Source organism: Pedobacter sp. 22163, assembly GCF_052045595.1.
In the GTDB taxonomy this organism is placed as follows: Bacteria; Bacteroidota; Bacteroidia; order Sphingobacteriales; family Sphingobacteriaceae; genus Pedobacter.
This window is the reverse complement of sequence record NZ_JBQEPM010000002.1, coordinates 896,791-921,551: the sequence shown is the minus strand read 5'-3', so window position 1 is coordinate 921,551 and position 24,761 is coordinate 896,791. Positions and strand designations below refer to the sequence as shown.

Below are 24,761 nucleotides of genomic sequence, written 5' to 3'. Positions count from 1 at the left end.
CTTAAATTATCGCGAGAATTTTAAGGCATAAAAAAAGCCTCAGCGTTATACTAAGACCTTTTAAAATCTGGAATGGTTTTATTTACCAGCTTTACATTTTTATATACTAATTATTGCACAGTTATAGTGTATTCTCCTGTCAGTACTTTAGCTTTAACCAGGGTTGTTTTATTTTTATATACCCGAATATCCTGAATGTAAAGCGGATGTAACCATACCCCTGATTCAATTGAAAGATTACCGGTTGTGTTGAGTATATAAAGGCTGATTTTACCATCCACAGCAGTATATTCAGGGAAACTGTAGGTCTTTACCCGATGGGATAATGAATCTGCTGAAACCTTAAAAGCAGTTTTTTCGTCATAAATTTCAGACACCTTGAAGTTAGGGGCATCATTCACTTCAAATTCGAGCTTGCCCACAATACGCTCCATCACCATCTCTACTGTTTGATTGTTGTTAATATTGACCGCTTTTCTGGATAAAAAGGTGTCACTAGTCTCATAATGCCTCCAATAGGGATCAGGGCCATCCTGTAAATATTCGATAGAGGCCTGTGCGTAAGGGAGGTATACGGGAATGGTATCGAGTTTATAAAACTGATTGATGCCAAACGCCGACTGTGACCCGACTGCTACAAAATTATACTGTGCCGGATCAAGTTTAAATATTACCTTTCCAAAATCAGATTGAGACGAAAATTGCGTTAGCCGTTTCACTTCGGCACCTGTCTTGGCATTATAGGCAATCACGCTAAGCTGCGTAATATAATTCTGCAATGGTTCAGGTTGCATCCCCACATTTGGCTGCCCGACAGTGTGGTTGAGGCCAGAAAATTGAAAGGTAACCTCGTGTGTAGTACCTCCTGGCTGACCACCATGACCGTCCAGAATCTTCCGGCAGGAACATATCATAACGACCTGAACCAGAGTAAGTAGAAGAAATAACTTTTTCATAAGCTTTTTAATTAAAGTTATTGACTATCAATCAATTTTAAACTTTAATCAACACATTGTGCATCATAATGTATACCTATACACACGTTTTCTTTGTATTAAAAGCACATTCTATCATTATTGGAAATATGGTTTACAGGAAAATATGCAATTAATCATATCAGACAAATATGTAGACAATACTATAGACGTTGTACATGATCACCCGAATTTAACCTTCGATGAGCCTAAATTGAACCATTTATGATAGGAGAAACAAGTCTATCTTCATGAGTAAAGAATACACCAATTATTTAAAAATTATTTTTTCCAGACTACAATGGCTAAATAATAGAATTCAGGGTGAATAATGATTAATCGATAAGGCCATTTTTTGGGATAATGTGCCCAGAATTTCTTCACCGTTCAATTCCATCAAAGTGGTTTCGATTGTCAGGCAATTAGCATTTAGGGCGAGTTGTTCGATGCTGTACCGAAAGGCTGCTCTACCATCGAAATAACGGATGATGTTAAACCTGGCAACTCCTGTAGTGCCCTTGCAGGAATTGAGGAAAAAGCAGGAAATGACCTTAAAATAAATCAGAGACAATATGTCGTTCGGACATCCTTCAAAAAGGTGAGGTTGGAACCTATTTTATTGCTTATTCTAAAAATTTGAGTACCGTTAAGGAAATGTTAACACGAATGTCCGTTGGTTATCCGCCTGGCAACTCAGATCGGATCCTTCATTTTAGCACAGCCCACACAGGCACCTTATATTTTGCACCAAGCCTTATGGTGTTACAGGCTTATGCTGAAGATGGCATGTAGAGAATTCTTGCGGTGATTGATACGAGGTAATAGTGACTCAGGTTACTATTAATTTTATATGCTTTAACCAAAAGCCACCTTTTTTATAATATTTAATCAATATTCAACCATTTCATTATCCAGAAAGCAGTACATCCACCGTTCTCCCGGTTCTGATGAGATGATAACAGGATGTTTCTCTGCCCGGCAATGATGCGACATGTGTTGCATTGGCGATGAATCACAGCATAAAGTAATGCCACAAGTTTGGCAGGTACGAAGGTGTACCCAATCTGTACCTTGTTTTATACAGGTTTCACAAACACGTTCTTTTGCAGTTTTTAATTCTTTTACAGCCTCAATGTGGCTGCAGATGCTGTTGTTTTCCATAATTACAATTTTGATAAATATTGATGAACCTGAGTTACCGCCATGGCACCTTCGCCCACAGCCGATGCAACCCTTTTTACCGAATTAAACCTGACATCACCAGCAGCAAAAGAGCCCGGAACACTGGTTTCTAAATGATAAGGCGGCCTTTCCAGTTCCCAGCACATCTTATATTGATCCAGGCTAAGCAAATCGTTACCTGTAAAAAGATATCCGTTTCTATCCCTGCAGATTGCAGTTTCAACAGCCCATTCGGTATTGGGTTTTCCACCTATGCAGATAAATAATTTTGATGTCTCGTGCCATGTTTCTGTTCCATCCTGACTGTTTACAATTTTGATGCGCTGTAGATAATCATCACCTTCCAGTGCCACTACTTCAGCATAATACAGGACATGAATATTCTTAATGGATGCTATCCGCTGAATCAGGTATTCAGATAGGGTATCTGCAAGGTTACCTTTTCGGATCACCATGAAAACGCGTTTGGCAAAGCCAGAAAAATAGGTAGCGGCCTGTCCGGCAGAGTTTCCGCCGCCAACAATATAAAGATCTTTATCCTGACAGAAAAAAGCCTCACTTGCACCGGCACCATAATAAACCCCTTTGTGAAAAAACCGGTCCTCATCAGGGAGATTCAATCTCGCATACTCCACTCCTGTTGCACAGATATTTGTTTTAGCAACAAGCTTTTCGCCGCTTGCAAAATCTACATGGATTCTATTGTTATAAAATGCACCTTTGATCCCCTCCTTTAAAAGCAAAATCTCGACACCGAATTTTAGCGCTTGCTGCCTGGCTCTTTCAGCAAGGTTTGCCCCGGATATTCCTTCAGGAAAACCCAGATAATTTTCGATCAGCGAACTTGTACCAGCCTGCCCACCAATAGCCTCACGTTCAATCAGAATCGTTTTCAGCCCTTCTGATGCCGCATAAACCGCGGCACTTAATCCCGCAGGACCAGCACCGTAAATCGACAGATCATATTCCGCATATTTAGGTTCGGTAATCCAGCCCAGGTTACAGGCAATTTGTTCTAAGCTTGGATTTACAATCACTTTGCCATCTGGGAATTCTATTACGGGTTGCTTATCCGGATTATTAAATGAGGTAATTCCCTGGCCCCAGCCCAAATCATCATGCGTAATATCGAACCATTCGAAATCGATAACACTTCGTTTTAAAAAGTCTCTGATGGGGTAAATTTCAGGAGAATCTGGTTTACCATATAGTTTTAGTTTGTTCATGGGCAGTTCCTAGTCAGTTCGGGTTTTTAATTTTTTAATCACCTCATCACCAACGCTTTCGGATGAAGTTCCGTAACCGTTAACAAAGATCCCTTTTATTTCACCATCAACAGAGGATATGGCATAAACAATCGCCTCATCATCGGGATCAGATTCTCCTTCAAAACGATAGTATTTATCAATCAAAAATTGCTCGGGAGACGCCTGAATTGGGTTTTCTCCGCTATTTAACTGGCTACTTTTCAAATTGAAATCGAAAGTATAACCCTGTTTAACCAGGGCATTTACAACTTCTGAAAGTGAAGTCATTTCCCCGATATGTTTTAAATAATCGTTATCCATAATTATTTGTTCTTTTTAAATAACGTGTTAATTTACCAAAAACCAAACCAACACACAACACCCTGTAAAACAAAATTTTAAAAACAAACCAACAATAAAAATCGACGAAATAAAGTGAATTTATGATAAAATTCGGGTGTATTTATTTTTAAAAATATTAATGAACAAAAGATAAACTATTCGATGTATAAAAAAGCAAAAAAGAGTGGCTTAAGCTAATTTAAATGGTTATCTTTAAATAAAAAAGCCATGATAATAGACCCAAATAAAGAAGAACTTTCTGACGATAAGGAAGATGCATTAACCAGCGAGGAAGATGCGCTAAATCAAAGTACAATCATTAGTGATGAAAGGGCTGCCGAACACGATGCCGACTTGTTAAACCAGGCAGACAAGGGCTCCCGCTCATCTTTCGAATTGGATATTTAGGCCAATCGTTTTGCCAGGATAAATGGCGATATCTTTGGAAATTTCAGAAGATATCGCCATTTCAGTAAGCAGTGCTCGAAAGAATAAGTACGAAAACTATCGCTTCAAGATGATCAATAAATGTGTTTTTTGGCCAGGCCAAGCTTTTTGATTTTTGAATTTAGCGTGGTTGCCGGAACACCTAATAATTTTGCCGCGCCATGCTGACCGGAAATCCGCCCGTTACATAACGCTAATACAGCGAATATATGCTCGCGTTCATTTTCAAATATGGTTTTAACAGAGCCAGCTGAAGATATGGATTGTTTGTTATTCTCTGGAATTTCGATATCCTTAATCACATTACCATCAGCCATCACCACCTGCCTTTCGATGAGGTGCTCCAATTCTCTTACATTCCCAGGCCAGCTGTAAGCCATCATCGTGGAAATTGCCTTTTTTGAAAATCCATGAAGATTTCGATTAGACTTTTTGGCGAATTTCGCTAAGAAAAAAGTAGCCAATACAGGTATATCCGGTTTTCGATTTCGAAGTGGCGGCAATGAAACCGGAAAAACATTTAACCTGTAATATAAATCACGCCTAAACCGCCCCGCCTCCACTTCTTCTAAAAGATTTCTGTTGGTGGCCGAGATGATGCGCACATCAGTCACAATAGTTGTTTTGCCCCCAACACGCTCTATTTCTTTTTCCTGTAAAACACGAAGCAATTTAACTTGTAAATCGAGCGGTAACTCGCCAATTTCATCCAGGAAGATTGTACCCTTATGCGCTTGTTCAAACTTCCCGATCCGTCTTTCTGTAGCACCCGTAAAGCTTCCCTTCTCATGACCAAAAAGTTCAGATTCGATTAAATTAGGTGGAATAGCTGCACAGTTGACCTTAACCATTGTTTTTTTGCTTCTTGAAGACCCCTCGTGAACGGCTTTGGCGATCAGCTCTTTCCCCGTTCCGGTTTCGCCCAAAATTAAAACTGTAGTTTCCGTAGCAGCAATCCGGTTGAGCAGTTTGTAAACCGCTTTCATTTCAGGGCTACTGCCAACAATATCAGGGTTTACGAAGATTTCAGGTGACTCTTCAGGCTCAAAAATCAGGTATTCTGCAAGCTGCGCACTTAGTTTTTCAACTTTCTTTTCTAACTGCTTAATTTTCTCCTCTGCAAAGGCTAATGTTTCAGACCCGTTTATAATTTGGGACGTACCTAGCCTTGCAAGATCAGCACCTTTTACATTTTTTTCCCAAATTGTAGCGAGCAGTCCAGCTATGAAATCGGCAATGTTACAGCAAAAAGTCAATCCTTCCGCACTTAATTCCCGCTTATGATTATGAAGTTCGAAAGTTCCCAGTATGCGGCCGTTGTGCGCTAAAGGTATATAACAATGAAAATGATACTCTGTAGGATGATTGCTGAGGCAATGGTTCTCGCCAAAATCAGCTATCCAGTCTTGCCTCGACTTAAGCACAGGAAAATCAAATCCCGAAATTTCTTTTGTAATCAGCGAAAGACTAATCGGATCGGAGATAATTTCTGTACAGGATATTTTGCCTGAAATAGCCTCTGTGAGATATGCTCTTGTAATGTGGTCCACTTCATCGTTATAAAGAATCAATGCAGCACAATCAATAGAAAATAATGGATTCAGTTTAGAAAAAATACCTTGAAATAGTTCCTTTAAACTAAAATTCTTTTCTTGTTCTGCTATTGTTTCTGCCCTTGTTTCGAAATAAGAATCGGCATGAGGCTTAACATCGTTGCCATCAACACTAGTACTCGTATTAAGATATGATTCTTGCTTTCTCATTTTTATAATTGACCTTCCTAAAATATCTATCCGGGAAGTGGATGAATGAACTTAACGCAATCGCAAAACGAACAAACCCGGATGATTATTCATCATCACTGAGCGTTTTAGAATTGATTTCGATAGAGACTTTTTTGTTAACGTTCAAGCCCGCGAATTCAAAGAATATGCCAAAGGCAAGAATATGGCGTTAATGGGCTGCAATCAAGATTATGATCGTAAATGCCTCACGATATTTCGCTAAAAGGCGATTTTGGACACGAAATGTAGTAGAGAATGAGTGAGAAGATGATGGAACGGTATTAATGGTGGATATCCTTATTGTTATGTATTAGATATCCACCAATTGCTTATTCTTTAATAAACTTGATCAGTTCTTCATTGAACCTGTCTTTTTCTTCGAGAAAAGAGGCATGGCCGCTTTTATCAAAGGTAACAAGTTTAGAACCCGCGATTCCGTTATTCATTTGTTGCGCTAAGGCATAAGCTACAATGTGATCGTCTTTTGCATGCATGATTAAAGTCGGGACTTTGATTTTTGCCAGATCAGCCCTCAAATCTTCATCTCTTAACGAAATAAGCGCCTGCTCCATTGCATATGCTGATGATTGAAGTTCGATCGAATATAACCACTGGCCAATGCCTGGCGACAGTGAGCTTGGCGTTAGCGCAAATTTAGCGCCTACAGCAGCTAATAATGCCGGGCGATCTGAATTGTTAAGTGCTACCCATTGGCTGATATCATCTTTGGTAAACAATGGATAAGGATAATCGGCGGTTTTAGTGTGGCGGGGGGCTGCTGCCGAGAACAGACCAAGCTTTTTAATGTGTGCACCATCGTATTTGGCTACATAATGTAACACGATTGCCCCACCCATTGAGTGTCCGCCGATAACAGCGTCTTTTACATCCATCTGGTCTAAAACACTTTTGATATCATCCGCAAACTGATCGTAGTCATATTTACCAAATGGCTTATCAGATTGGCCAAAGCCTCTTAGGGTAATCCCAATTGCGCGATAACCGGCTTTAACCAAAGCATGGTACTGGTACTCCCAGGACGCATCGCTTAACGGGTAACCATGGATCAGTACCACTGCCGGACCATTGCCTAAATCAGTTACGTGCAGTTTTACATTTGGCGCAACCTCATAATATTCTTTTCTTCCTTCGGTAGCTGCTGTTGTTTGTTTTTCTTCTTTGCTTTCTTTTGGCTGTTCCTTACACGAGCCTAAACCCATTGCTGAAACGAGCAAAGTGGCTGCAATGAGTTGATTGTACTTCATCATAATTTGTTTGTATTTTAAATAATTGATCATGCCACTATTTTTAGTGGTCATCCCTTATCATTCAAAACAAAAGCCACCACACAATAGCCTGATTATTAAATAATTAATCAAATAACACCCATTTCAAGCTTACCTTATTTCGTTAATTTATGATTCGGTTATTTTTTGTGGTTATGGAAAAGGAAAATCTGTTAGATGACGATCCTTCGTACGTACCTTCTAAGAATCGTCATCCGAGCTATCGGATGCGAGAAGGCTTTTTCAGCCGACGAAGCAATGACGACCTTTCTTTTGAATTTGTCATTGATAGTGTAGTCGAAGGGCATTTTATTTGCGATTTTATAAATTCAAGAAGTCTTCGACTACGCTACCATTGACGTTATTTTACAAATCACTATTAATCAGCATTTTTATCGCTTTGCATTTCCATCCAGCTAGGCCATAGCACGGTATCTCCGTTCTACTTAAATCGGCCTAACAAATTTTTGGGAATCCACAGGCAAGCCCATGCAGAAACTTCAATACAAAAATTTTCAGCCGACACTTTTGTTTCTTTTGGTGCCAAAAGAAAAAGGCCTGTCCGGCCAGGACGAATAAAACACCCCCGTCCTGCGGACACCCTCTAAAAGAGGGGAATTATATACCGCCTGATATTTCAACGTCATTTATATTGATCTTTATGAAATAAATTACCCCCTCAGAGTGACAAATGAGACGCTTAACTTATCCGCCAGATGGTAACACCTGACACTATGGAAATCTAACTTTTTGGATGTCGAGGGATCCAGTCCAGCAAAACCTTAATAATATCATTAAAAAAAAGGCTGTAGGTATCCTGCGTAACGAAGCCGATGTGAGGAGTCGCCAGTACGTTCTTCAGCTTTCTGAAAGGATGGCCTTCATCAAGCGGTTCTTTATCAAAAACATCTAAGGCTGCGCCGGCGATCTTGTTTTCTTCCAGGCTTTTGATCAATGCATTTTCATCAACCAATGGTCCCCTTGAGGTATTGATCAGGTAAGCCGTAGGTTTCATCAATGCTAAATCTTCGGCACCCACAATACCTTTACTCCTATCGCTCAGCACCATGTGAACGGTTAAATAATCAGACTCCTGGAATAAAGTTTTTTTGTCTACATACCTGGCACCGCCAGCTATCGCTTTTTCGGGTGTTAAGTTTTCACTCCAGGCAATGATATCCATATCAAAAACTTTTGCCACGGCGGCAACCTGTGCACCCAAATTCCCAAGCCCTAATATGCCAAGGGTTTTTCCTTTTAAATCGTTACCCACCATCTGCTGCCAGCCACCAGCACGCAGATTGGCATTTTCTTGCGGAATGTGTTTTGCGATGGCCATTAAGAGTGCCCAGGTAAGCTCTAAAGCGCCGTGACCTAAATAACCGGTATTACGCACTTCAATTTGCAATTTTTCAGCTACAGCAACATCAATGGAACGGTTTCTGGCACCCGTAGAAACGATCAGTTTCAGGTTGGGTAACTGCATAAGTAAAGCAGCGCTTAAAGGGGTGCGCTCGCGCATGACACAAATGATATCAAAGTGTTTAAGGCGTGCTACAATTTCATCCCCTCCATGAAGATGATCGGTAAATACCTTAATATCGGCATGTTCGGCAAGTACCGTCCAATCGGCAAATGATTTCGCTACATCCTGGTAATCATCAAGTACTGCAATTTTATATTTCGACATATTTTATAAATTTAAATCCTTTGCAATTACAACCATTATGTTTGGATAAAGTTAATTTTCTTTGATGATACTGCCCAGAATATCCAAAGTAAAACACAGATCAGCAAAGCGGGATCGGGATAAAAGAACGAAAGGACGAAAGCGATTAAGTAGGTCGGGAATCCATACAGATAGTTGTTTCTGAGCTGCATAATGGCAGCATCACTTATTCCGGGACGCAACAGTTTTTTATCAGCGGTAGCCTGTTGCCAAAGCAGATTGAAAGCCAGATTAATCAAAACGAACAGTCCGGTGTAAATGGTAACCGAAAGCTGTTTTGAATCCGTTAGAAAAAACCTGGCCAGTAGTGCACTGGGAAAAGAAACAAGCGAAACCAGGAACAGTATGAGTCCGTTGGCAAACATCAGTCCCGTGTTTCGTTTGTAAATCTGTTTAAAAACTTTATGGTGGTTAACCCAGATAATAAAAATGCTAAAAAAGGAAATGACAAAAGCGATATAACCTGGCCACTGCATTTTAAGTTCTTCAAGTAAATGTACCGGAGTATCGCCATCCTTCAGTTCAGGAACATGGAGCTCGAGCACAAGGAGCGTCACCGATATGGCGAAAACACCATCGCTAAAAGCCTCTATTCTTTCTGTTTCCTTTTCCATTTGCTCAGTTAACTGTTAAAAATCAGCTTATTTACCTGCTCTATTTCTGAATGGCTGATGGTATGCCCCATGTTTTGGTAAATAATCTCGGTAACCTCTGCACCCATACCTTCGAGTAAAACTGTTGATTCTTTAACCCTCGATACCGGAACATGCATATCGGGGTCACTGCTGCCGATAAAAACAGGCGTACCGTCGAAGTCGCCATGATAATTGCGGTGATCTACCTGTTCGCCGATAAGCCCTCCTGTGAAAGCCACCACACCACCATAACGGGCAGCATTACTTGCAACAAAATCGAGGGTTAAACAGGCGCCCTGAGAAAAACCCAAAAAGTAGATCTGTTCTTTTGTAAAACCTTCTTTTTCCAGATCAGTTATAATATCGTTTATTGTTTTTAGCGCATTGGAAAGCGAAGGCTCGTTAGCTGCCCGTGGCGCCAAAAACGATTGTGGGTACCACGTATTATTTTCAGCTTGCGGGGCGATCAATGCAAATTTTGAAACCTCCAGGTATTCTGCCATCGATAATATATCCTGGGCCGTTCCTCCACGGCCGTGGATCATGATCAATACTTTTTCTGCCTGATCAAGGCTTTTTCCAGCTTTTATAATTTCTCTCATTTTTATTCTTCTTTTATTTTGTTCCAGATATCGCGATACAGATCTTCGTGCCGTTTGAACTGAATGTGAACATAGGGGCACATTGGAATAACCATTAATCTGTTTTCGCGAACATAGGCCACCATTGCATCGAGCAACATTTTAGCATAACCTTTTCCTTCTTTTGCAGGCTCAACTTCGGTATGGTAAACGGTTAAATCGTTATCCTTAATATCAAAAATCATTTCGCCAACTTTTCCGTCTTCATCATAAATATCGAACGAACTTGGTTCGCCTTCCTGAATGTTTAATTTTACCTGTGCCATATTTTTAAATTAGTTTTGGAAGTAATTTATCTAAATCTTCGCGTAAATGCTCATGCTGATGTGGTAATTTTAAATGTGTTCCCAGTTCATTTAAAGGCTCATCAACAGTAAAACCTGGATTTTCTGTTGCAATTTCGAAAAGAACCCCTCCTGGTTCGCGGAAATATAAAGAGTAGAAGTAATCACGATCGATTTTAGGGGTAATTTGTAAGTTTTTACTTAAAATCTGCTCCCTCAATTCCATTTGAATATCCTCGTTTTTAACACGGAATGCCACATGGTGGTTGGTACCGGCAGCATTTCTTCCCCTGTGGCCAGCTGGTACTTCCAACAGATCTACAATAGCCGCATTTTCTACTGTATCGGTAATAAAACGATAGCGGTTTTCCTCCTGCCCCAATAAACGGTAACCAAATAAATCAGTTAATACCTTCGCGGTTCCATCGATACTTTGCAGGGTTAAAGTGGTACTGTGGAAACCTTTAGTGGCGGTATCCTTTTTAATCTCGGTAGTTTCCCATGGCGTTCTGATATCTGTAGTTTTGGGAACAATCAAACTCAACGATAAGCCATCCGGGTCTTTAAAAGCCAATACCTGTTCTCCGAAGCGCTCGGTAATCTCTTTTGTTTTAACGTTTGCGGCACCGAATCTTTCCAACCAGAACTGGTGACTGTCCACAGGTACTGAGTAGCCGATTTCTGTCGCCATGCCTACGCCTTCTGTCCCCTGCCCAATGCCCTCCCAGGGGAAAAAGGTAAGAATAGTTCCTGCTGATCCACTTTCATCGCCATAATAAAGATGGTAAGTTCCAGGATCATCAAAGTTCACAGTCTTTTTCACCAACCTTAAACCTAGTGTTTTAGTATAAAAATCGAAGTTCTGCTGTGCATTGCCTGCTATCGCTGTGATGTGGTGCAAACCTAAAATGTTATTATTCATATCGTTTAATTTTTATTTATTAATAGTGTTGAACTTTCTGTAATTAATTCGTTGTGGCGTTTGAAGATGACATCAAGCACAAGGCCATCATCATTCCACATTTTTATTTCTCCGTTAAGCTGTTCGGTAAGGCCGGTCATCAAGCTCATTCCAAGTGATTCGGTATTGTCAGGATCGAAGCCTGCTGGCAAACCAATCCCCGTATCTGCAATTTTCAGTTCACAGCGCTCCTCTCCCGTGAGCAAGAAAGAAATGTGCACTTTACCTTTTTCATTAGCTGGAAAGGCATATTTAATCACGTTACTAATGGCCTCGTTCAGGATCAAACCAAGCGGAACCGCCTGTGCAACATCTAATTTAATCGCCTCTGTTTCTAAAGTGAACTGGATTTTCTTATCAGTACCAAAACATTCGATCATGTAATCGACCAGTTCTTTGATGTACCATTTCATATCTATTTCAGCCAGATTATCAGATTGATAAAGCTTCTGGTGGATGAGCGACATGGCATGCATCCGGTTCTGGCTATTTCTAATGGCCACTAAAGCATCTTCATTATCGAGGTAAGCCGATTGGGTATTGAGCAAACTGATGACAATCTGCAGGTTGTTTTTTACCCGGTGGTGGATTTCGCGAAGGAGCCACTCTTTTTCACCCAGTATTTTCCTAAGCAGCTCGTTCTGCGTATTTATTTCTTCCTGCTTTTGCTCCAGGATAAGATTGCTACGCTTTTTTAGACGATAACGGTTATAAATGAGACCTGCAAACAGCGCCGCGATAATAAGTCCTGCGATAAAAAAATACCTCACACGCTCCTCATTCCCGATCCTGACCTGCTGCAACTGATTTTTTTGATGAAGCAGGGCAATATCCTTATCTTTTTTCTCGGTTTGATATTCGATTTCCAATCCCGAAATCTGTTTGTTCTTTTCGTTGTTCCAGATGGAATCTGTTAACCTTTTATAGGTTTTATAGTGCGCCACAGCCGACCAGGGTTTGTTCAGTGCAGAATCTACATCAAACCAAAGCCTGTGCAACTGAGACAGCGCCAGTAAGTTTTTCTGCGCTAAACTTTGCTTTTCATGTTCTTTTAAATAACCGTCGGCAGCTTGAAATTGCTTCTCATGGATCAGTTTCCGGATGATACTGCGGTACAGATAAATCTGGTTTGGATCATCTTTGGGCAGGTCGTGGTGGAATTTAATTAAAGTTTTGAAAAATGGTTCAGCCTTGCCATATTGTTCAATATCGTAGTAAGTGTTGAATAAAATATAAGGAATGCGCAGTTTCATCTGGGTATCAGTTGGCGGATATTTTTTAATCAGCTCTTTCAACTCAGCTATTCCATCTTCGAATCTTTTCATCCGGACATAAATGGTGGCTACATTGGCAATAATGGTCTGCATGTAACCTGGGTCTTTGTAACGCTCGGCAATGTTTTTGGCCCTTAACCAATAGTCAAGTGCTTTCTGGTCGTTCCTCAGGTAATAATAGGTTAAACCTAAATGGTTGTTTATAGAACTTCTTTGCAAACTTGTATCGGCCAACTGGTCGGCAGTTTTCTCTGCGAGTAAACCGTATTTTAGCGCTTCCGAAAAATTGCCGAGGCTGATATTGGTAATACACATGTTATTGTACACGCCTTGCAACTCTTTAAAACCAATAGCCTTGTAAACAGCAAGCGAGGTATCCATTAGTTTAATGGCATAGGCTGGCTGCCCTTTTATGTTGTAATAATCGCCCAGGTTTTTGAGCGAATTGGCTTCCTCCAATTTATCCCCAGCCTGGCGGTAAAGGGCCAGGGATTTTTCGTTGTAAGCAATTTTCTTTTCGAGATCCGCTCCTTCATTGCCAAAAAGAGTACCCATAGCGGAATAAGCGGCTGCCAATTGATCTTTCAGATTCATCTTCGAGGCATAGGCTATGGCCTGTTCATAAGTTTTTGCGCCTAAAATCCTATCTCCCGATTCGCGGATGATACTTCCTTTGAGTACCATACTTCGGGCAATTCCTTTTGGATATTCGATCTTGCCGGCTAAAGCAAAAGCCTGTTCGCGGAGCTGCATCGCCCGGGCGAGGTCGGCCTTTAATTCGCCTGGTAAATTGAGGTAATAGGTGCCCAGGTCGATCCATAAATCGACTTTGCTTTCTGTTTGGCCAAGCCTGCGAAGTTTAATTTCCGCTGTCTCAACTTCCTTGGAGGTCCTGATGCCCTGCCCTTTTGCAAGGACAGGACTGATCAGCATGAAAGTAATTAACAGGAACCTGAATTCCGGCCAGCAAAAATTAGCTGTTCTATTTTTGGTTGGCATCTTTAAAGTTTAGCATCATTTTTAGCCTGCTTTGTGCTGTAATAGCAGATTAACATGGCAACACCAGGCAGCACGATACCCACTAAGCCAAACAGCTGTCCGATCCAGGCACCGAGGATACAACCGATTAAAAAACCGCCCAAAGTGATTAAGCCTTTATTTATTCCTGAAAGGAAGTCAGCATTTTTGAAACCTGAATTACAAAACGACCTGATATCGAGCGCAAACTGGGTTACATTACCTGTCATCATGGTGGTTGGTCCGTAGGTTTCCTTGGCAAAAAGTTTCCCAAAGGCATTCTGCAGCCCCATGGCAAAAACCACGATCATCGTAACCAGATACATTGGCCATGTAACTTCACCATTATCTATATAGCCTAATGAATACGCTATTGCACCGCCAAGTAAAAGAATAAGTCCCTCACATAAAAGCAGAAAATGCCTGTTTGAAAATCTCGCCGATATCCAGCCGCCAGCCATAACAGAGAGCATAAATATTGGGAAAGTTAGCAGTTTGATCCATGCATCGCCATCAGAGCCTTTTATCATCTGATAAGCGAATACGATAAAGTTTCCTGTAACGTGTGCCGAAAAAATCTTATCCGCAGCAACAAAGGTAATACTATCGCAATAGCCCGCTATAATGGTTAATACAAGGGTTACAAACCAGATATTGTTCTGTTTTTCTTCCATTTTGTTTTTGATTTTACGATAAATGAGCCCTTAACATCCAGGCCATGGTTTCGTGTGTTTCCATTAAACCTGTAATGTAATCGCTTGTTCCTGCGTCCTTAAGCGCACCGGCATAATTATCAATGTTTTCTCTTAAATGGATCAGAATACTTTCGTGATCTGCTAATAACATTTTGATGTAGGTTGGTGCATCGTTTTTACCGCGGTCGTCTTCAGTTAAGTGAGTTAATTCCAGAAACTGTTTAAGTGATGCCGGGGCGTAATGACCAAGTTTACGGATACGTTCTGCAACTTCATCAACAATATCTTCCAGTTGGGTGTATTGCTCTTCGAAAAATTTGTGTTTGTTGTAAAAATCTGGCCCTTCTACGTTCCAGTGCGCTTTTCTGGTTTTGGTATATAAAACGTATTCATCTGCAAGAATTTTGCTTAATGAATGTGCAACCTCGGCGAGGTTTTCTGCGCTGATTCCAATTTTAGCTTCCATAATTTGTGATTTAATGTTTATTTTAATTAAAAAGTGTATTGAATAAATAATGATCTATTGAAATAGTCCCGGGTCCGATTGACCATAAAAAAAGCATGGCCAATGTGTACATGTAAGGTACATCACGCACTTCAATCGAATCTTTACGGTGCACCACAAAGTAACCGATGGCCGTTACGCCTATAGATGGCAGGAGGAAAAGCCTGGTTCCGAATCCTATTGCAACCAGAAATGGCACAACGGTATCAGAAAAAGTGGCAACCAGGGCATTCAGTTTATCCGGCAACCCCAATGGATTGGGCACATGTTCTTTCTCTCCATTTTGAACACGGAACTTTTTCATCCCATGAACCCTGAAAAGCTCAAGCATGAGCAGCAGCCTAAAAATAAGTACTGCCCAGTTGTTAAAGTCTGATCCCAAATCAGAATAAAGCAGGTATTTAATGATATTTTCCATGGTTTAAAAAGCAAAGCATGAGCAGCCCAGCGCGCCCCAAAATGCGGTGTAATTGTTTACAGGGAGGTTGCTGGTCCTCACTGCATCGTGATTATGGTTATGGACATTACAACTGCCTACGCAGGAATGTACCATTGCTAACACTGAACCGGCTCCATTTGCCGTTTTTGTTTTTCCTTTCTGATCTGTTTTATGTGTCAATTGAGAATAATATCCATTATAGTTTTTGGTTGGCGACCAGTCTGGCAGAATCGGGATTTTTGGTGGAGAAAAAGAAGAGAAATCGCCTTTGGCATACACAATTTTGCCATCAACAATGGTTAAATCAGATTCGATACTTTTAATCTGCTCATCGGCAACCTCAAAGTAATCGTGATTTAAAACAGCTAAATCTGCCAGCATGCCTACTTTGATATCACCTTTCTTTTGCTGTTCATTCGAAAACCAGGCACTACCCCTGGTGTATAGTTCTAAAGCAGTTTCTCTTGATAAAACGGTTTCTTCACTGTAAATTTTTAAGCCACCAACTGTTTTACCGGCAGTTAGCCAAAACATCGAAACCCATGGGTTGTAACTGCTTACGCGTGTGGCATCAGAACCGCCACCAACAGGAACTTCCATTTCGAGCATTTTTTTAACCGGTGGTGTTTGGAGGGCAGCTTTTGCACCATAACGTTCGGTAAAATATTCGCCCTGATAAGCCATTCTGCTCTGAATCGCTATACCGCCGCCCAATGCTTTTACACGTTCAATGTTCCGTTCGTCGATGGTTTCGGCATGATCAAAAATCCAGGGCAAACCAGCAAAAGGAATATCTCTATTTACCTTTTCGAAAACATTTAGAAAACGACCGATACTTTCATTATAAGTGGCATGAAGCCTGAAAGGCCATCTTTTTTCGACCAGCAAACGCACCACACGTTCCAGTTCAGGCTCCATATTATCAGAAAGATCTGGCCGTGGCTGAAGAAAATCTTCGAAATCTGCTGCAGAGAAAACCAGCATCTCACCTGCCCCGTTGTGGCGGTACATATCATCTCCCTGGTAAAGTTTTACGGTATTGGTCCAGTTGTCAAAATCCTCAAATTCCTGCTTTGGACGCTGTGTAAATAAATTATAAGCAATGCGAACGGTAAGTTGTTTTTGCTCATTTAATTCGTTTACAACTTTATAATCGTCAGGAAAATTTTGAAAACCTCCACCGGCATCAATTACACTGGTAATCCCGAAACGGTTCAGTTCGGTCATAAAATGACGGGTAGAATTTACCTGATGTTCATAAGAAAGTTTCGGACCTTTTGCCAGCGTAGAATATAAAATCATGGCATTGGGGCTGGCGATAATCAGTCCCGTAGGCTCCCCATTGGCATCTCTCTGGATTTCTCCACCTGGAGGCGCAGGCGTATCTTTTGTATATCCAACGGCTTTAAGCGCAGCGCGGTTCATAAAAGCACGGTCGTATAAATGCAAAATAAACACAGGTGTTTCGGGCGCAATGGCATTTATTTCTTCCAGTGTTGGCATTCTCCTTTCAGCAAACTGAAACTCAGACCAGCCCCCAACTACCCGCACCCATTGTGGTGATGGGGTAATATCTACCTGCTCTTTAAGCATCCGTAAGGCATCGGCCAGTGATGGAACACCATCCCAGCGTAATTCAAGATTGAAATTTAACCCACCACGGATTAAATGGATATGGGAGTCGTTAATCCCAGGAACAACCCGTTTTTTGCCCAGATCAATCAGCCTTGTTGCAGAACCCGAAAAATTCATAATGTCGCTATCACGACCAACGGCGATAAACTTGCCATCTTTAATGGCAACGGCTGTTATTTCTTCCTTGTGCTTGGCAATGGTATGAACCTTACCATTGAATAAAATGATATCTGCAGTCATGGTGTCTTCTTTTTAGATTTGAGATCTTAATTTTTAATAGCAGCAATTGCTTCCTGAATGCCTTCTCCAGCCGTTGTAAAAAATGCCGGCCCTGCCAAAAGGATCACTTTCGCTACCGGTTTAAAGGTTGCCATATTCTTTTCTTTTAACCAGGTTTGGGTTCTGTAGGCTTCAAAAATGCCTTTTACAACGTTGCCAGCAACCAATGCCGTTGGCGAATCGATCCCTGCATCTTTTAAATCACTTGCAAAAGAAAAGTTGTTTACACCAAGTTTAAGCGCTTCTCTCATGGCGATGCTGCCTACTCCTATCATTAATTCTGGTGTAAATTTATTCCGATCGCCAAGACCGATTAAAAGCAGGCGTTTGCCACCTATAGTACCTTTTGGTGGAGAAATTAAAATGGTTTCGTTGGCGTGACCAAGAAATTTGCCGCTTTTGCGGATTTCGGTGATCAAACCTTTCATATCCTGATCTAAGTGCACCAAACCATTTAAAGCTGGTGGAAGTGCTGGTGGTGAGTTAAAAATATCTCCTTCGGTGTATTCGAAAACACAGGCAATCTGTAAATCGCTAACCTGCGCCGATGGGCCCTGAACTACGCCTTCGATTGCAATCCCATCAACCGTACCCCAAACTTTGGCCGTTCCTATTGCGGTGGTTGTTTGTGCGAATGCTGTTCCTGTAACAAATACAGAGAATATGATAATGGCCACCCTGAAGTTTTGGATAGCAGCTATTGATTGTTTAGTGAAGTTATTTTTCATTTTCTTTTTGTTTAAAATTTGTATGATACCTGAGCATTAAAAAACTTTGAATTGTCCCAGCGTGGTACAATATCTTTTATAAAATCACCCACCCTGAAATATTGCCCCCCACAACTGAATGAAAGGTTATTATTGAATTTATAATCTGCACTGAGCAGATAAGTGGTACCGATAAAGCGGTGGTTAGAAAGTGAACCTGCGGTATTAAAATTCCCGCTGGGACGATAAATTCCGTCGTTTGCAGAATACCTCCAGTTAAAAACAACATCAGCCTGGATGCTTAATTTATCGGTCGGGCTAAGGGTTAAGTAAGGGTGCAGATCAATTAGGTTCGATGGTCCGATGAGGGGGTTGAAGCCAAAATAGCCTCCTTTGGGATACAAGGGATTAAAGGTTTGGAGTTTTCCGTCGCCAGCTTTCCTGTCGCCTGAGATATAATCGTTCCGCAGGTTTACAGAAGGCTTAAGCTTGGTTTCTTCAAAAGTATACCCCAATTCGATAGCCATTGTCCAGGCATCGATATTGCCACTTCCAAACCTGCCAAACTGATAGGCCGCTTCTACATTATAGATAAAACCGCCGCCACTTTTCCAATATCGCGTAGCCAGGGTATGCCTGATTTCTTTTTCAGCACCTTCCTCAAATTCTGCATTGTCGCGCCTGATGCCTAAATAATAGAAATCAAAGTTTCCGCCTTGTTGGATATTGAGATTCGAATAAGTGCCCCAAAGGTTTGCCTGATGGCTGGGGCGATTATCGAATACCCCGAAATTCACTTCATCGGCTGCTAATACAAATGCATCCAACGAAAACCGTGGTGTTGCATACATCAGTTTTGCTCCTGTAAAGTATTGCCTTACCGTAGTACCCTCCCGCACAGAAATTAACCGCCCCGAACCGTAATTTATTTCCTGCCTGCCCACCCGAACGGCTAATTTGTTTAATGAATCTTTAAGTATGCGATATTCTGCGAAAAGATTTTGAACTGCAAGCTGATCCTCATCAACCGGAGAGGGGCCATACTTACTGCCGTTTTCCAGAGCACTGTTTACCTGAGCGAAAAACCGCAGTCTTTCTCCAACATTTAAATCTGCATAAAGCGAATAACGCTGTAAAAAAGAATAGTTGAAACCCTGATCTTTGATCCAGTCTTCATTGATTTTCCCTCCATATTCCTCCCTGATTTCGCCACCAAAACTGAGGTAAGCTTTTTTATTGGCAGAAAGCGGCAGGAACTTTAATGTATTGTAGAAGTTCCTGGCCGAATCTTTCAAATTGCTATAATCCTCATCGTAGCGCATAAGCTTAATGCCTTGGGCGAATGCCACAGTTGTTGATAAGCAAAAACACATTGCAACAACGAATGCCAAATGGGGATAATCAGTTCTCATTTTATGTAAATGAGGATTAGTGTTTTACCATTTTGTGTGCATACTGGATACCAAGACCATAACCTGCACCGTATTTTTTCATTAGTGTGGTTACAGGCTCATAAGTTCCGGTTCTGGCCCAATCTCTTTGCAATTCGAGGATGTACTGTACAGAAGTTACTGGTTTTACACCTGCATGCACCATCCGTTGAATGGCCCGTTCGTGCGCCTCATTGCTTACATCACCACAGGCATCAGTGATCACGAAAACATCAAAACCTTCTGATAAGGCTGATAAAGCCGGACCAACAATACAAACACCTGTCCAAAGGCCGGCCAATACAAGTTTCTTTTTCCCGGTTGCTGTTATTGCTTTGTAGGCCGGTTCGTCTTCCCAGGTATTCATCGAAGTCCTATCGATATAATTTGAAGTAGCCTGGGGATAAAATTCTTCAATTTCTGGAAAAACAGGGCCTGCAAACGATTCTTCGGCAACTGTGGTTACAATAGTGGGTACGTTAAAGATTTTAGATGCGCCACAAACAATGGCAACATTTGTACGAAGTTCGGTAATAGAGATGCTTTTTGTTGCAAAAGCCATCTGTCCTTCGAAATCGATTAATACTAATGCATGATTTTCCGGAGATAACAAGTCTGGTGATGGTTTCATAATTAAATATTTTTGTTTCCCTCATTGTTCCAAGAAACATACCACCACACAAACAACTATAAATCAGAATCTTACATAAAAATACACGAAATATGATTAACCATATATCGTTGATTTACGAATTTCAATATTGTTTTTTACCACAAAAGACTAAGAGGGAAAAGCGTGTATGTTTTAACCACCGAGTAAACAGAGGAAATGCACAGCGCGCACAATTTGGAGTTGTGATTCCCTTCATCGGACCGTCATTTCCAACTTGATTGGGAACCTAATGCCTAACAAATGCTCAAGTATTAAGATTCCCGCCTGCGCGGGAAAGACGACATTTCTATTGAATTGCCGTTAATGATTTATTTCAACATTCAATCTACCAAACATTTACCTCTGCGGAAATCTCCTAAATCTGCGGGATAAATTAATTGAACACCTGAATAATCACGAAAAAATAAAAAAATATCAACATTAAAACTAAACATAACTCACTAAAAATCAATATAAAAAATAAACAAATAACGAAATTTCGTTACCGATTTAACGAATCAAAATTCATTAATTAAAATTATAAACCCTACTTTAGCGACATGGAAAGCAAGGGCAATTTATCTGAAATTCAAAATCAAGAACATGCCATCCTAAATATTAATGGAGCGACAGTACTTGAAATCGAAAATGCACGCTTACTTAAAAAACTCGAACAAAAGGAAAGAGAAAATGCAGTTTTATTATCGTTAAGCAACTCCATTGCTTCCATCAGGAATAAACTTGATCTCTTCGATGTTATAGACCTAAAGCTTAAAAAATTATTTGATTTTGATGACTTTGTAATCTGTTTGATTAATGACGATCAGGAGACCCATAGTGCTTTCATCTATAACCAAAAAGAGGATTTTCTTAAAACAGCCGGTATAGCACCAGAATCATCGAAGAAGTACACGCTCGATGACGGCATGTGCAGGGCGATGATTTCTTCAGAAAAACCAATCGTTTTTAACGTTGAAGAAGTTTTGAGGTGGGATGACGCACCCGCCTGGTTATCATTTTGGCACAATAAAGGCATCAAAGAAATGATTGGCCTGAAAATGGTAGACCGATCAGCATGTATTGGTTTCTTTTATCTCTACACTAAGAATACGAATTCGTTGTCGAATATCTATTTTGATCTGCTGCAGGGCATTTCGCTGCAGATTTCAATTGCGATATCGAACATCCTTGCAAACGAAAAAATAGAGCAACAGCTCTTAGAAATCAATGCATACAAACAAAAATTAGAGGATGAAAAAAGCTACCTGCAGGAGGAGATCCAATACAAATACAACCATACAGAAATCATCGGGCAGAGCAAGTCGTTAAAAGGCATTTTTCACCTGGTTGAGGCTGTGGCTGCTACCGATAGCACTGTATTGATTACCGGAGAAACAGGAACAGGAAAAGAACTCATTGCAAGGGCATTACACAATTCCTCACTTCGCAGCAGTGAACTGATGGTTAAAATCAATTGTGCCGCAATCCCATCTAACTTAGCTGAAAGTGAACTTTTCGGTCATGAAAAGGGCAGCTTTACAGGTGCAACAGAGCGGCGCATCGGCAAGTTTGAACTGGCACACAATGGGACGCTTTTTTTGGATGAGATTGGCGAACTTTCATTAGAACTTCAGGTAAAGCTGCTCCGTGCATTACAGGAAAAAGAAATTGAACGGATTGGCGGCAGGGATGTAATTAAAACAAATGTGAGAATTATAGCAGCCACGAACAGGAATCTGCTAAAGGAGGTAGAAAAAGGAAGTTTCAGGAGCGACCTGTATTACAGGTTGAATGTATTTCCAATTCCAATCCCACCGTTGAGGGATAGATTGGATGATATCCCCCATCTTACGGCATTCTTTATTGAACGCATTTCAAAAAAAACAGGAAGGCAGGTAAATGCCATTTCCAAAAGCGCGCTGAACAAACTCATGCTCTACCCCTGGCCGGGAAACGTGAGGGAGCTGGAGCATTTGATTGAACGGAGCATATTATTAACATCCGGCAACATATTAAAAGAAATCCACCTACCGAAAACAGATAGAAATGAGGTAACTAACAATACAGATGAGCAAAAAATCAAAAGCATCCACGAAAACGAGCGCGACCACATCCTATCGGTTTTAAAACGTTGTAAGGGAAAAATATCTGGTATCGGTGGAGCTGCAGAAATATTAAATATCCCTGCTACTACCCTTAACTCAAAAATTAAAAAATTTAAGATTAAACGGGAACATATCCTGAATAAGTAACATTTAATGATAGAATTAAACAAACTGTTTAAAAAAATTGGGGCAGTAAAGCACGTCAATAAAATGATCGTGCTCATCATGCTATTTGCGATTTTCAGTTTAATGCTGGTTAAGGGCAGTAATACTTCAGCCAGAAATCAGGTAGGCAGTCTAAATCCTACAGATTCTCTTCAAAAGCTACAGCGACTTTTGGCTGATTCAAAACCCGATACAAACCGTATACAATACCTGCTAAAAATTGCCTATCATTTCATTAATCAACAAGAAAACCAAAGCATAAATTTAGCGAAGGCAATGCCTTATCTGCAAAAGGCACATATTTTAAACGATCAACTTAAATCCCCAAACTGGGAATTCCGTACCCTTATGGCTTATGCCCGGTTTTTGAACAAAAAACGTTTGCGGGTGCAGCAGGCACTTACCTATGAAAAGGCAATTTCTGTTGCAAAAAGAATTGGCAATAAACATTTCGAAGCCAGCGCATGGTATTCTTATTATGTCAATGTTCCCGATACCGTTTCGGATTATAAAAACAGAACATTTTACAACCGGGCGGCTAACGCACATGCCTTATATAAAGAAATTGGCACCTCTTTCCAGGAAAAATACAGAGAGGCAACGCTCCTAAAAACAATGGCAGATTTCCATTTGGAGGAAGAAAAATTTGATTTATCGATAAAAGAGCTTTTTGAGGTTATCGCCTTGGATAAAAAATTCAAACTTCCCGATCTGCCAATGGCCTATGATCTGCTTTCGGCAGTTTATGAAAGAAAAGGAGAACTCAGTAAGGCATTGAATTACGCATTACTGAGTGTAAAAACGGCACAAAACAATCACGAGGAAGTGCTCGGCACTTATTTAAACCGGGTAGGCTCTGCCTATGAGGCCATGGGTAAAGCTAAAGAAAGCATTGCCTGGTACCGTAAAACCCTTGATGTTAACGATAAAAGAGATCCTTTCCGTTTTGTTACGGCTTATTCCATTACGAGCCAAATGATCAAACTGGGTGAAGCTAAAAAAGCATTGGCCATACTCGAAAAAACCTGGAGCGAGGTTAACAATCCATCAAGTGGGCATGAATATTTTATGTTTCTGGCATTTGGCGAATGTTATGCTGCGTTAAAAAAGTACGATCTGGCTAAAAGCTATTTCAATAAACTACTAGAAGACAATACATTACAAACATACTCTAACCCTTTCCAAACTTCAGTTTTCTTCTCTGTAAGCGAATTCTACTTTGCCCAGAACAAATACGGACTTGCGTTACAGTTTGCAGAAAAAGCAAGGGAAAACCAGATCAGTATGACCTTGCCAAGGCAGATCCGCCTAAATGAAATTCTTTACAAAATAGATCTATCTACAGATCGTCCGGCGGAGGCAATTATCCACCTGCAAACCTTTCATAAGCTTAGAGATTCGATGCTTAGCCAGGAGAATTTAAATACGATTGAGCGATTGAAGATTGAATTCCAGGCCTCACAGAAAGAGAATGAAAATGAAATCCTCAGGAAGAAATCACAATTACAAAGTCAGGAACTTAACCGCATTCAATGGATTAAAAATGCCACTATCGCTGGGCTGGCTTTTTTAACTATCGTTCTTGTTTTAATCTATGGCAGGTTCCGGTTGAAAAAGAAACTTCATGATACTTTGGTAAAGAAAAAGGCAGATATAGACCTTGCTTACACTGAACTCGAGCTAAATATTCAACAAAAAAACAAGTTGATCGAAGAAAAAGAGGGTTTGATTAAGGAAGTACACCATCGGGTTAAAAACAACCTGCAATTAACAATGAGCTTACTGAACAGCCAGAGCTATTACCTGGAAGATCTATCGGCAATTGAAGCCATAAAGGAAAGTCAGCACCGGCTGAAAAGTATTGCATTAATTCACCAAAAGCTTTACCAAACAGAAAATCTGGCTACCATTAACATTCAGCCATATATCGTAGAATTAGTTGAATATTTAAAGGAAAGCCTGAACGATGATAAAAAGATCAGCTTTGAATTGGATATTTTGAATCTCGAACTGGATATTTCGAAAGCTGTTCCGCTTGGCCTGATTATTAACGAGGCGATTACCAATATTTTCAAATATGCGTTTCCTAATAGTCATGGAGGAAAAGTGATCATTAGCCTAAAAGAATGCCAGGCAGATCATTATAAACTATTTATTAAGGATAACGGCATCGGATTACCCGCCGATTTTGATTATGAACAATGCAACACACTGGGCATTATTTTAATGAAGGGACTGAGTGCCCAAATTGATGGTGTTTTTACGATGGAAAGCAAAGATGGTGTTTCGTTAAGCTTAATTTTTATAAATAGAAGTGAAGATTTATTGCTGTTGAATGATTAATTG

The 24,761-nt window shown here is 40.5% G+C and carries 23 protein-coding genes; 4 read left to right on the top strand and 19 right to left on the bottom strand.

All coding sequences use genetic code 11. From position 1 onward, the window contains the following. Positions 1–110: 110 nt before the first annotated feature. Positions 111–956, bottom strand: a complete 846-nt coding sequence (locus ACTJKN_RS08355; RefSeq protein WP_440823988.1) for a FimB/Mfa2 family fimbrial subunit — start codon at positions 954–956, stop codon at positions 111–113. 588 nt (positions 957–1,544) lie between these two features. Between ACTJKN_RS08355 and ACTJKN_RS08350 the strand changes: the two genes are divergently transcribed. Next, positions 1,545–1,766: a hypothetical protein gene (locus ACTJKN_RS08350; RefSeq protein ID WP_440824076.1), complete on the top strand. Its 222-nt coding sequence runs from the start codon at positions 1,545–1,547 to the stop codon at positions 1,764–1,766. Between the two features lie 96 nt (positions 1,767–1,862). On the opposite strand, the gene ACTJKN_RS08345 is transcribed toward ACTJKN_RS08350, so the two are convergent. From ACTJKN_RS08345 to ACTJKN_RS08335, 3 genes are read right to left on the bottom strand one after another with little or no spacing between them, the layout of a single operon-like run. Then, on the bottom strand, positions 1,863–2,135 hold the full coding sequence (locus ACTJKN_RS08345; protein ID WP_215130350.1) for a UBP-type zinc finger domain-containing protein: 273 nt from the start codon (positions 2,133–2,135) through the stop codon (positions 1,863–1,865). Between the two features lie 2 nt (positions 2,136–2,137). Continuing rightward, positions 2,138–3,382 (bottom strand): NAD(P)/FAD-dependent oxidoreductase, encoded by a 1,245-nt coding sequence (locus tag ACTJKN_RS08340; RefSeq protein ID WP_440823985.1) that lies wholly within the window; start codon positions 3,380–3,382, stop codon positions 2,138–2,140. A 9-nt stretch (positions 3,383–3,391) separates the two neighbouring features. Further along, positions 3,392–3,724, bottom strand: coding sequence for a phosphoribosylpyrophosphate synthetase (locus ACTJKN_RS08335; protein ID WP_440823984.1), 333 nt, complete (start codon positions 3,722–3,724; stop codon positions 3,392–3,394). 249 nt (positions 3,725–3,973) lie between these two features. Here ACTJKN_RS08335 and ACTJKN_RS08330 point away from each other — a divergent pair, with 249 nt between their 5' ends. Further along, positions 3,974–4,153 carry a hypothetical protein gene (locus tag ACTJKN_RS08330; protein ID WP_440823982.1) on the top strand — a complete coding sequence of 60 codons (180 nt, stop codon included), beginning with the start codon at positions 3,974–3,976 and terminating at the stop codon, positions 4,151–4,153. A 113-nt stretch (positions 4,154–4,266) separates the two neighbouring features. Here the strand turns inward: ACTJKN_RS08330 and ACTJKN_RS08325 are convergent, their stop codons facing one another. The 15 genes from ACTJKN_RS08325 to ACTJKN_RS08255 all read right to left on the bottom strand — a co-directional run bounded on the left by ACTJKN_RS08325 (position 4,267) and on the right by ACTJKN_RS08255 (position 20,124). Then, positions 4,267–5,955 (bottom strand): sigma-54 interaction domain-containing protein, encoded by a 1,689-nt coding sequence (locus ACTJKN_RS08325; protein WP_440823980.1) that lies wholly within the window; start codon positions 5,953–5,955, stop codon positions 4,267–4,269. Positions 5,956–6,305: 350 nt separating this feature from the next. Continuing rightward, positions 6,306–7,274 (bottom strand): alpha/beta fold hydrolase, encoded by a 969-nt coding sequence (locus ACTJKN_RS08320; RefSeq protein WP_440823978.1) that lies wholly within the window; start codon positions 7,272–7,274, stop codon positions 6,306–6,308. 730 nt (positions 7,275–8,004) lie between these two features. After that, positions 8,005–8,952 (bottom strand): D-2-hydroxyacid dehydrogenase family protein, encoded by a 948-nt coding sequence (locus ACTJKN_RS08315; protein WP_440823976.1) that lies wholly within the window; start codon positions 8,950–8,952, stop codon positions 8,005–8,007. Between the two features lie 35 nt (positions 8,953–8,987). Next, complete coding sequence (locus ACTJKN_RS08310; protein ID WP_440823975.1) at positions 8,988–9,605, bottom strand: TMEM175 family protein; 618 nt, start codon at positions 9,603–9,605, stop codon at positions 8,988–8,990. A gap of 8 nt (positions 9,606–9,613) precedes the next feature. Next, positions 9,614–10,228, bottom strand: a complete 615-nt coding sequence (locus tag ACTJKN_RS08305) for an alpha/beta hydrolase (protein WP_440823973.1) — start codon at positions 10,226–10,228, stop codon at positions 9,614–9,616. A gap of 2 nt (positions 10,229–10,230) precedes the next feature. Further along, positions 10,231–10,533: a GNAT family N-acetyltransferase gene (locus tag ACTJKN_RS08300; protein ID WP_440823971.1), complete on the bottom strand. Its 303-nt coding sequence runs from the start codon at positions 10,531–10,533 to the stop codon at positions 10,231–10,233. Positions 10,534–10,537: 4 nt separating this feature from the next. Next, positions 10,538–11,473, bottom strand: coding sequence for a ring-cleaving dioxygenase (locus ACTJKN_RS08295; RefSeq protein WP_440823970.1), 936 nt, complete (start codon positions 11,471–11,473; stop codon positions 10,538–10,540). 5 nt (positions 11,474–11,478) lie between these two features. Next, the gene (locus ACTJKN_RS08290; RefSeq protein WP_440823968.1) at positions 11,479–13,785 is read right to left on the bottom strand and encodes a tetratricopeptide repeat-containing sensor histidine kinase; all 2,307 of its coding nucleotides are present in this window, start codon (positions 13,783–13,785) and stop codon (positions 11,479–11,481) included. 2 nt (positions 13,786–13,787) lie between these two features. Beyond that, positions 13,788–14,477, bottom strand: a complete 690-nt coding sequence (locus ACTJKN_RS08285) for a YoaK family protein (protein ID WP_440823966.1) — start codon at positions 14,475–14,477, stop codon at positions 13,788–13,790. Between the two features lie 13 nt (positions 14,478–14,490). Beyond that, a complete protein-coding gene (locus tag ACTJKN_RS08280; RefSeq protein WP_131032254.1) occupies positions 14,491–14,964 on the bottom strand; it encodes a Dps family protein in 474 nt (157 codons plus the stop codon). Positions 14,965–14,986: 22 nt separating this feature from the next. Then, positions 14,987–15,421 carry a DoxX family protein gene (locus ACTJKN_RS08275; RefSeq protein ID WP_440823964.1) on the bottom strand — a complete coding sequence of 145 codons (435 nt, stop codon included), beginning with the start codon at positions 15,419–15,421 and terminating at the stop codon, positions 14,987–14,989. Between the two features lie 3 nt (positions 15,422–15,424). After that, a complete protein-coding gene (locus ACTJKN_RS08270; RefSeq protein WP_440823962.1) occupies positions 15,425–17,317 on the bottom strand; it encodes an amidohydrolase in 1,893 nt (630 codons plus the stop codon). Between the two features lie 26 nt (positions 17,318–17,343). Then, a complete protein-coding gene (locus ACTJKN_RS08265; RefSeq protein WP_440823960.1) occupies positions 17,344–18,084 on the bottom strand; it encodes a M17 family peptidase N-terminal domain-containing protein in 741 nt (246 codons plus the stop codon). Positions 18,085–18,095: 11 nt separating this feature from the next. Further along, positions 18,096–19,475: an alginate export family protein gene (locus ACTJKN_RS08260; RefSeq protein WP_440823958.1), complete on the bottom strand. Its 1,380-nt coding sequence runs from the start codon at positions 19,473–19,475 to the stop codon at positions 18,096–18,098. A gap of 16 nt (positions 19,476–19,491) precedes the next feature. After that, positions 19,492–20,124 carry a hydrolase gene (locus ACTJKN_RS08255; protein WP_215130319.1) on the bottom strand — a complete coding sequence of 211 codons (633 nt, stop codon included), beginning with the start codon at positions 20,122–20,124 and terminating at the stop codon, positions 19,492–19,494. Between the two features lie 581 nt (positions 20,125–20,705). Between ACTJKN_RS08255 and ACTJKN_RS08250 the strand changes: the two genes are divergently transcribed. Next, on the top strand, positions 20,706–22,397 hold the full coding sequence (locus ACTJKN_RS08250) for a sigma-54-dependent Fis family transcriptional regulator (protein WP_440823956.1): 1,692 nt from the start codon (positions 20,706–20,708) through the stop codon (positions 22,395–22,397). A 6-nt stretch (positions 22,398–22,403) separates the two neighbouring features. Beyond that, the gene (locus tag ACTJKN_RS08245) at positions 22,404–24,758 is read left to right on the top strand and encodes a tetratricopeptide repeat-containing sensor histidine kinase (RefSeq protein ID WP_440823954.1); all 2,355 of its coding nucleotides are present in this window, start codon (positions 22,404–22,406) and stop codon (positions 24,756–24,758) included. Positions 24,759–24,761 lie beyond the last annotated feature (3 nt).

Coding starts and splice junctions, on each gene's coding strand:
- ACTJKN_RS08265 (WP_440823960.1), bottom strand. CDS start 18,084: ATGAAAAATAACTTCACTAAACAATCAATAGCTGCTATCCAAAACTTC.
- ACTJKN_RS08250 (WP_440823956.1), top strand. CDS start 20,706: ATGGAAAGCAAGGGCAATTTATCTGAAATTCAAAATCAAGAACATGCC.
- ACTJKN_RS08325 (WP_440823980.1), bottom strand. CDS start 5,955: ATGAGAAAGCAAGAATCATATCTTAATACGAGTACTAGTGTTGATGGC.
- ACTJKN_RS08285 (WP_440823966.1), bottom strand. CDS start 14,477: ATGGAAGAAAAACAGAACAATATCTGGTTTGTAACCCTTGTATTAACC.
- ACTJKN_RS08270 (WP_440823962.1), bottom strand. CDS start 17,317: ATGACTGCAGATATCATTTTATTCAATGGTAAGGTTCATACCATTGCC.
- ACTJKN_RS08320 (WP_440823978.1), bottom strand. CDS start 7,274: ATGATCAATTATTTAAAATACAAACAAATTATGATGAAGTACAATCAA.
- ACTJKN_RS08355 (WP_440823988.1), bottom strand. CDS start 956: ATGAAAAAGTTATTTCTTCTACTTACTCTGGTTCAGGTCGTTATGATA.
- ACTJKN_RS08340 (WP_440823985.1), bottom strand. CDS start 3,382: ATGAACAAACTAAAACTATATGGTAAACCAGATTCTCCTGAAATTTAC.
- ACTJKN_RS08295 (WP_440823970.1), bottom strand. CDS start 11,473: ATGAATAATAACATTTTAGGTTTGCACCACATCACAGCGATAGCAGGC.
- ACTJKN_RS08330 (WP_440823982.1), top strand. CDS start 3,974: ATGATAATAGACCCAAATAAAGAAGAACTTTCTGACGATAAGGAAGAT.
- ACTJKN_RS08275 (WP_440823964.1), bottom strand. CDS start 15,421: ATGGAAAATATCATTAAATACCTGCTTTATTCTGATTTGGGATCAGAC.
- ACTJKN_RS08245 (WP_440823954.1), top strand. CDS start 22,404: ATGATAGAATTAAACAAACTGTTTAAAAAAATTGGGGCAGTAAAGCAC.
- ACTJKN_RS08310 (WP_440823975.1), bottom strand. CDS start 9,605: ATGGAAAAGGAAACAGAAAGAATAGAGGCTTTTAGCGATGGTGTTTTC.
- ACTJKN_RS08280 (WP_131032254.1), bottom strand. CDS start 14,964: ATGGAAGCTAAAATTGGAATCAGCGCAGAAAACCTCGCCGAGGTTGCA.
- ACTJKN_RS08260 (WP_440823958.1), bottom strand. CDS start 19,475: ATGAGAACTGATTATCCCCATTTGGCATTCGTTGTTGCAATGTGTTTT.
- ACTJKN_RS08290 (WP_440823968.1), bottom strand. CDS start 13,785: ATGCCAACCAAAAATAGAACAGCTAATTTTTGCTGGCCGGAATTCAGG.
- ACTJKN_RS08315 (WP_440823976.1), bottom strand. CDS start 8,952: ATGTCGAAATATAAAATTGCAGTACTTGATGATTACCAGGATGTAGCG.
- ACTJKN_RS08345 (WP_215130350.1), bottom strand. CDS start 2,135: ATGGAAAACAACAGCATCTGCAGCCACATTGAGGCTGTAAAAGAATTA.
- ACTJKN_RS08300 (WP_440823971.1), bottom strand. CDS start 10,533: ATGGCACAGGTAAAATTAAACATTCAGGAAGGCGAACCAAGTTCGTTC.
- ACTJKN_RS08255 (WP_215130319.1), bottom strand. CDS start 20,124: ATGAAACCATCACCAGACTTGTTATCTCCGGAAAATCATGCATTAGTA.
- ACTJKN_RS08305 (WP_440823973.1), bottom strand. CDS start 10,228: ATGAGAGAAATTATAAAAGCTGGAAAAAGCCTTGATCAGGCAGAAAAA.
- ACTJKN_RS08335 (WP_440823984.1), bottom strand. CDS start 3,724: ATGGATAACGATTATTTAAAACATATCGGGGAAATGACTTCACTTTCA.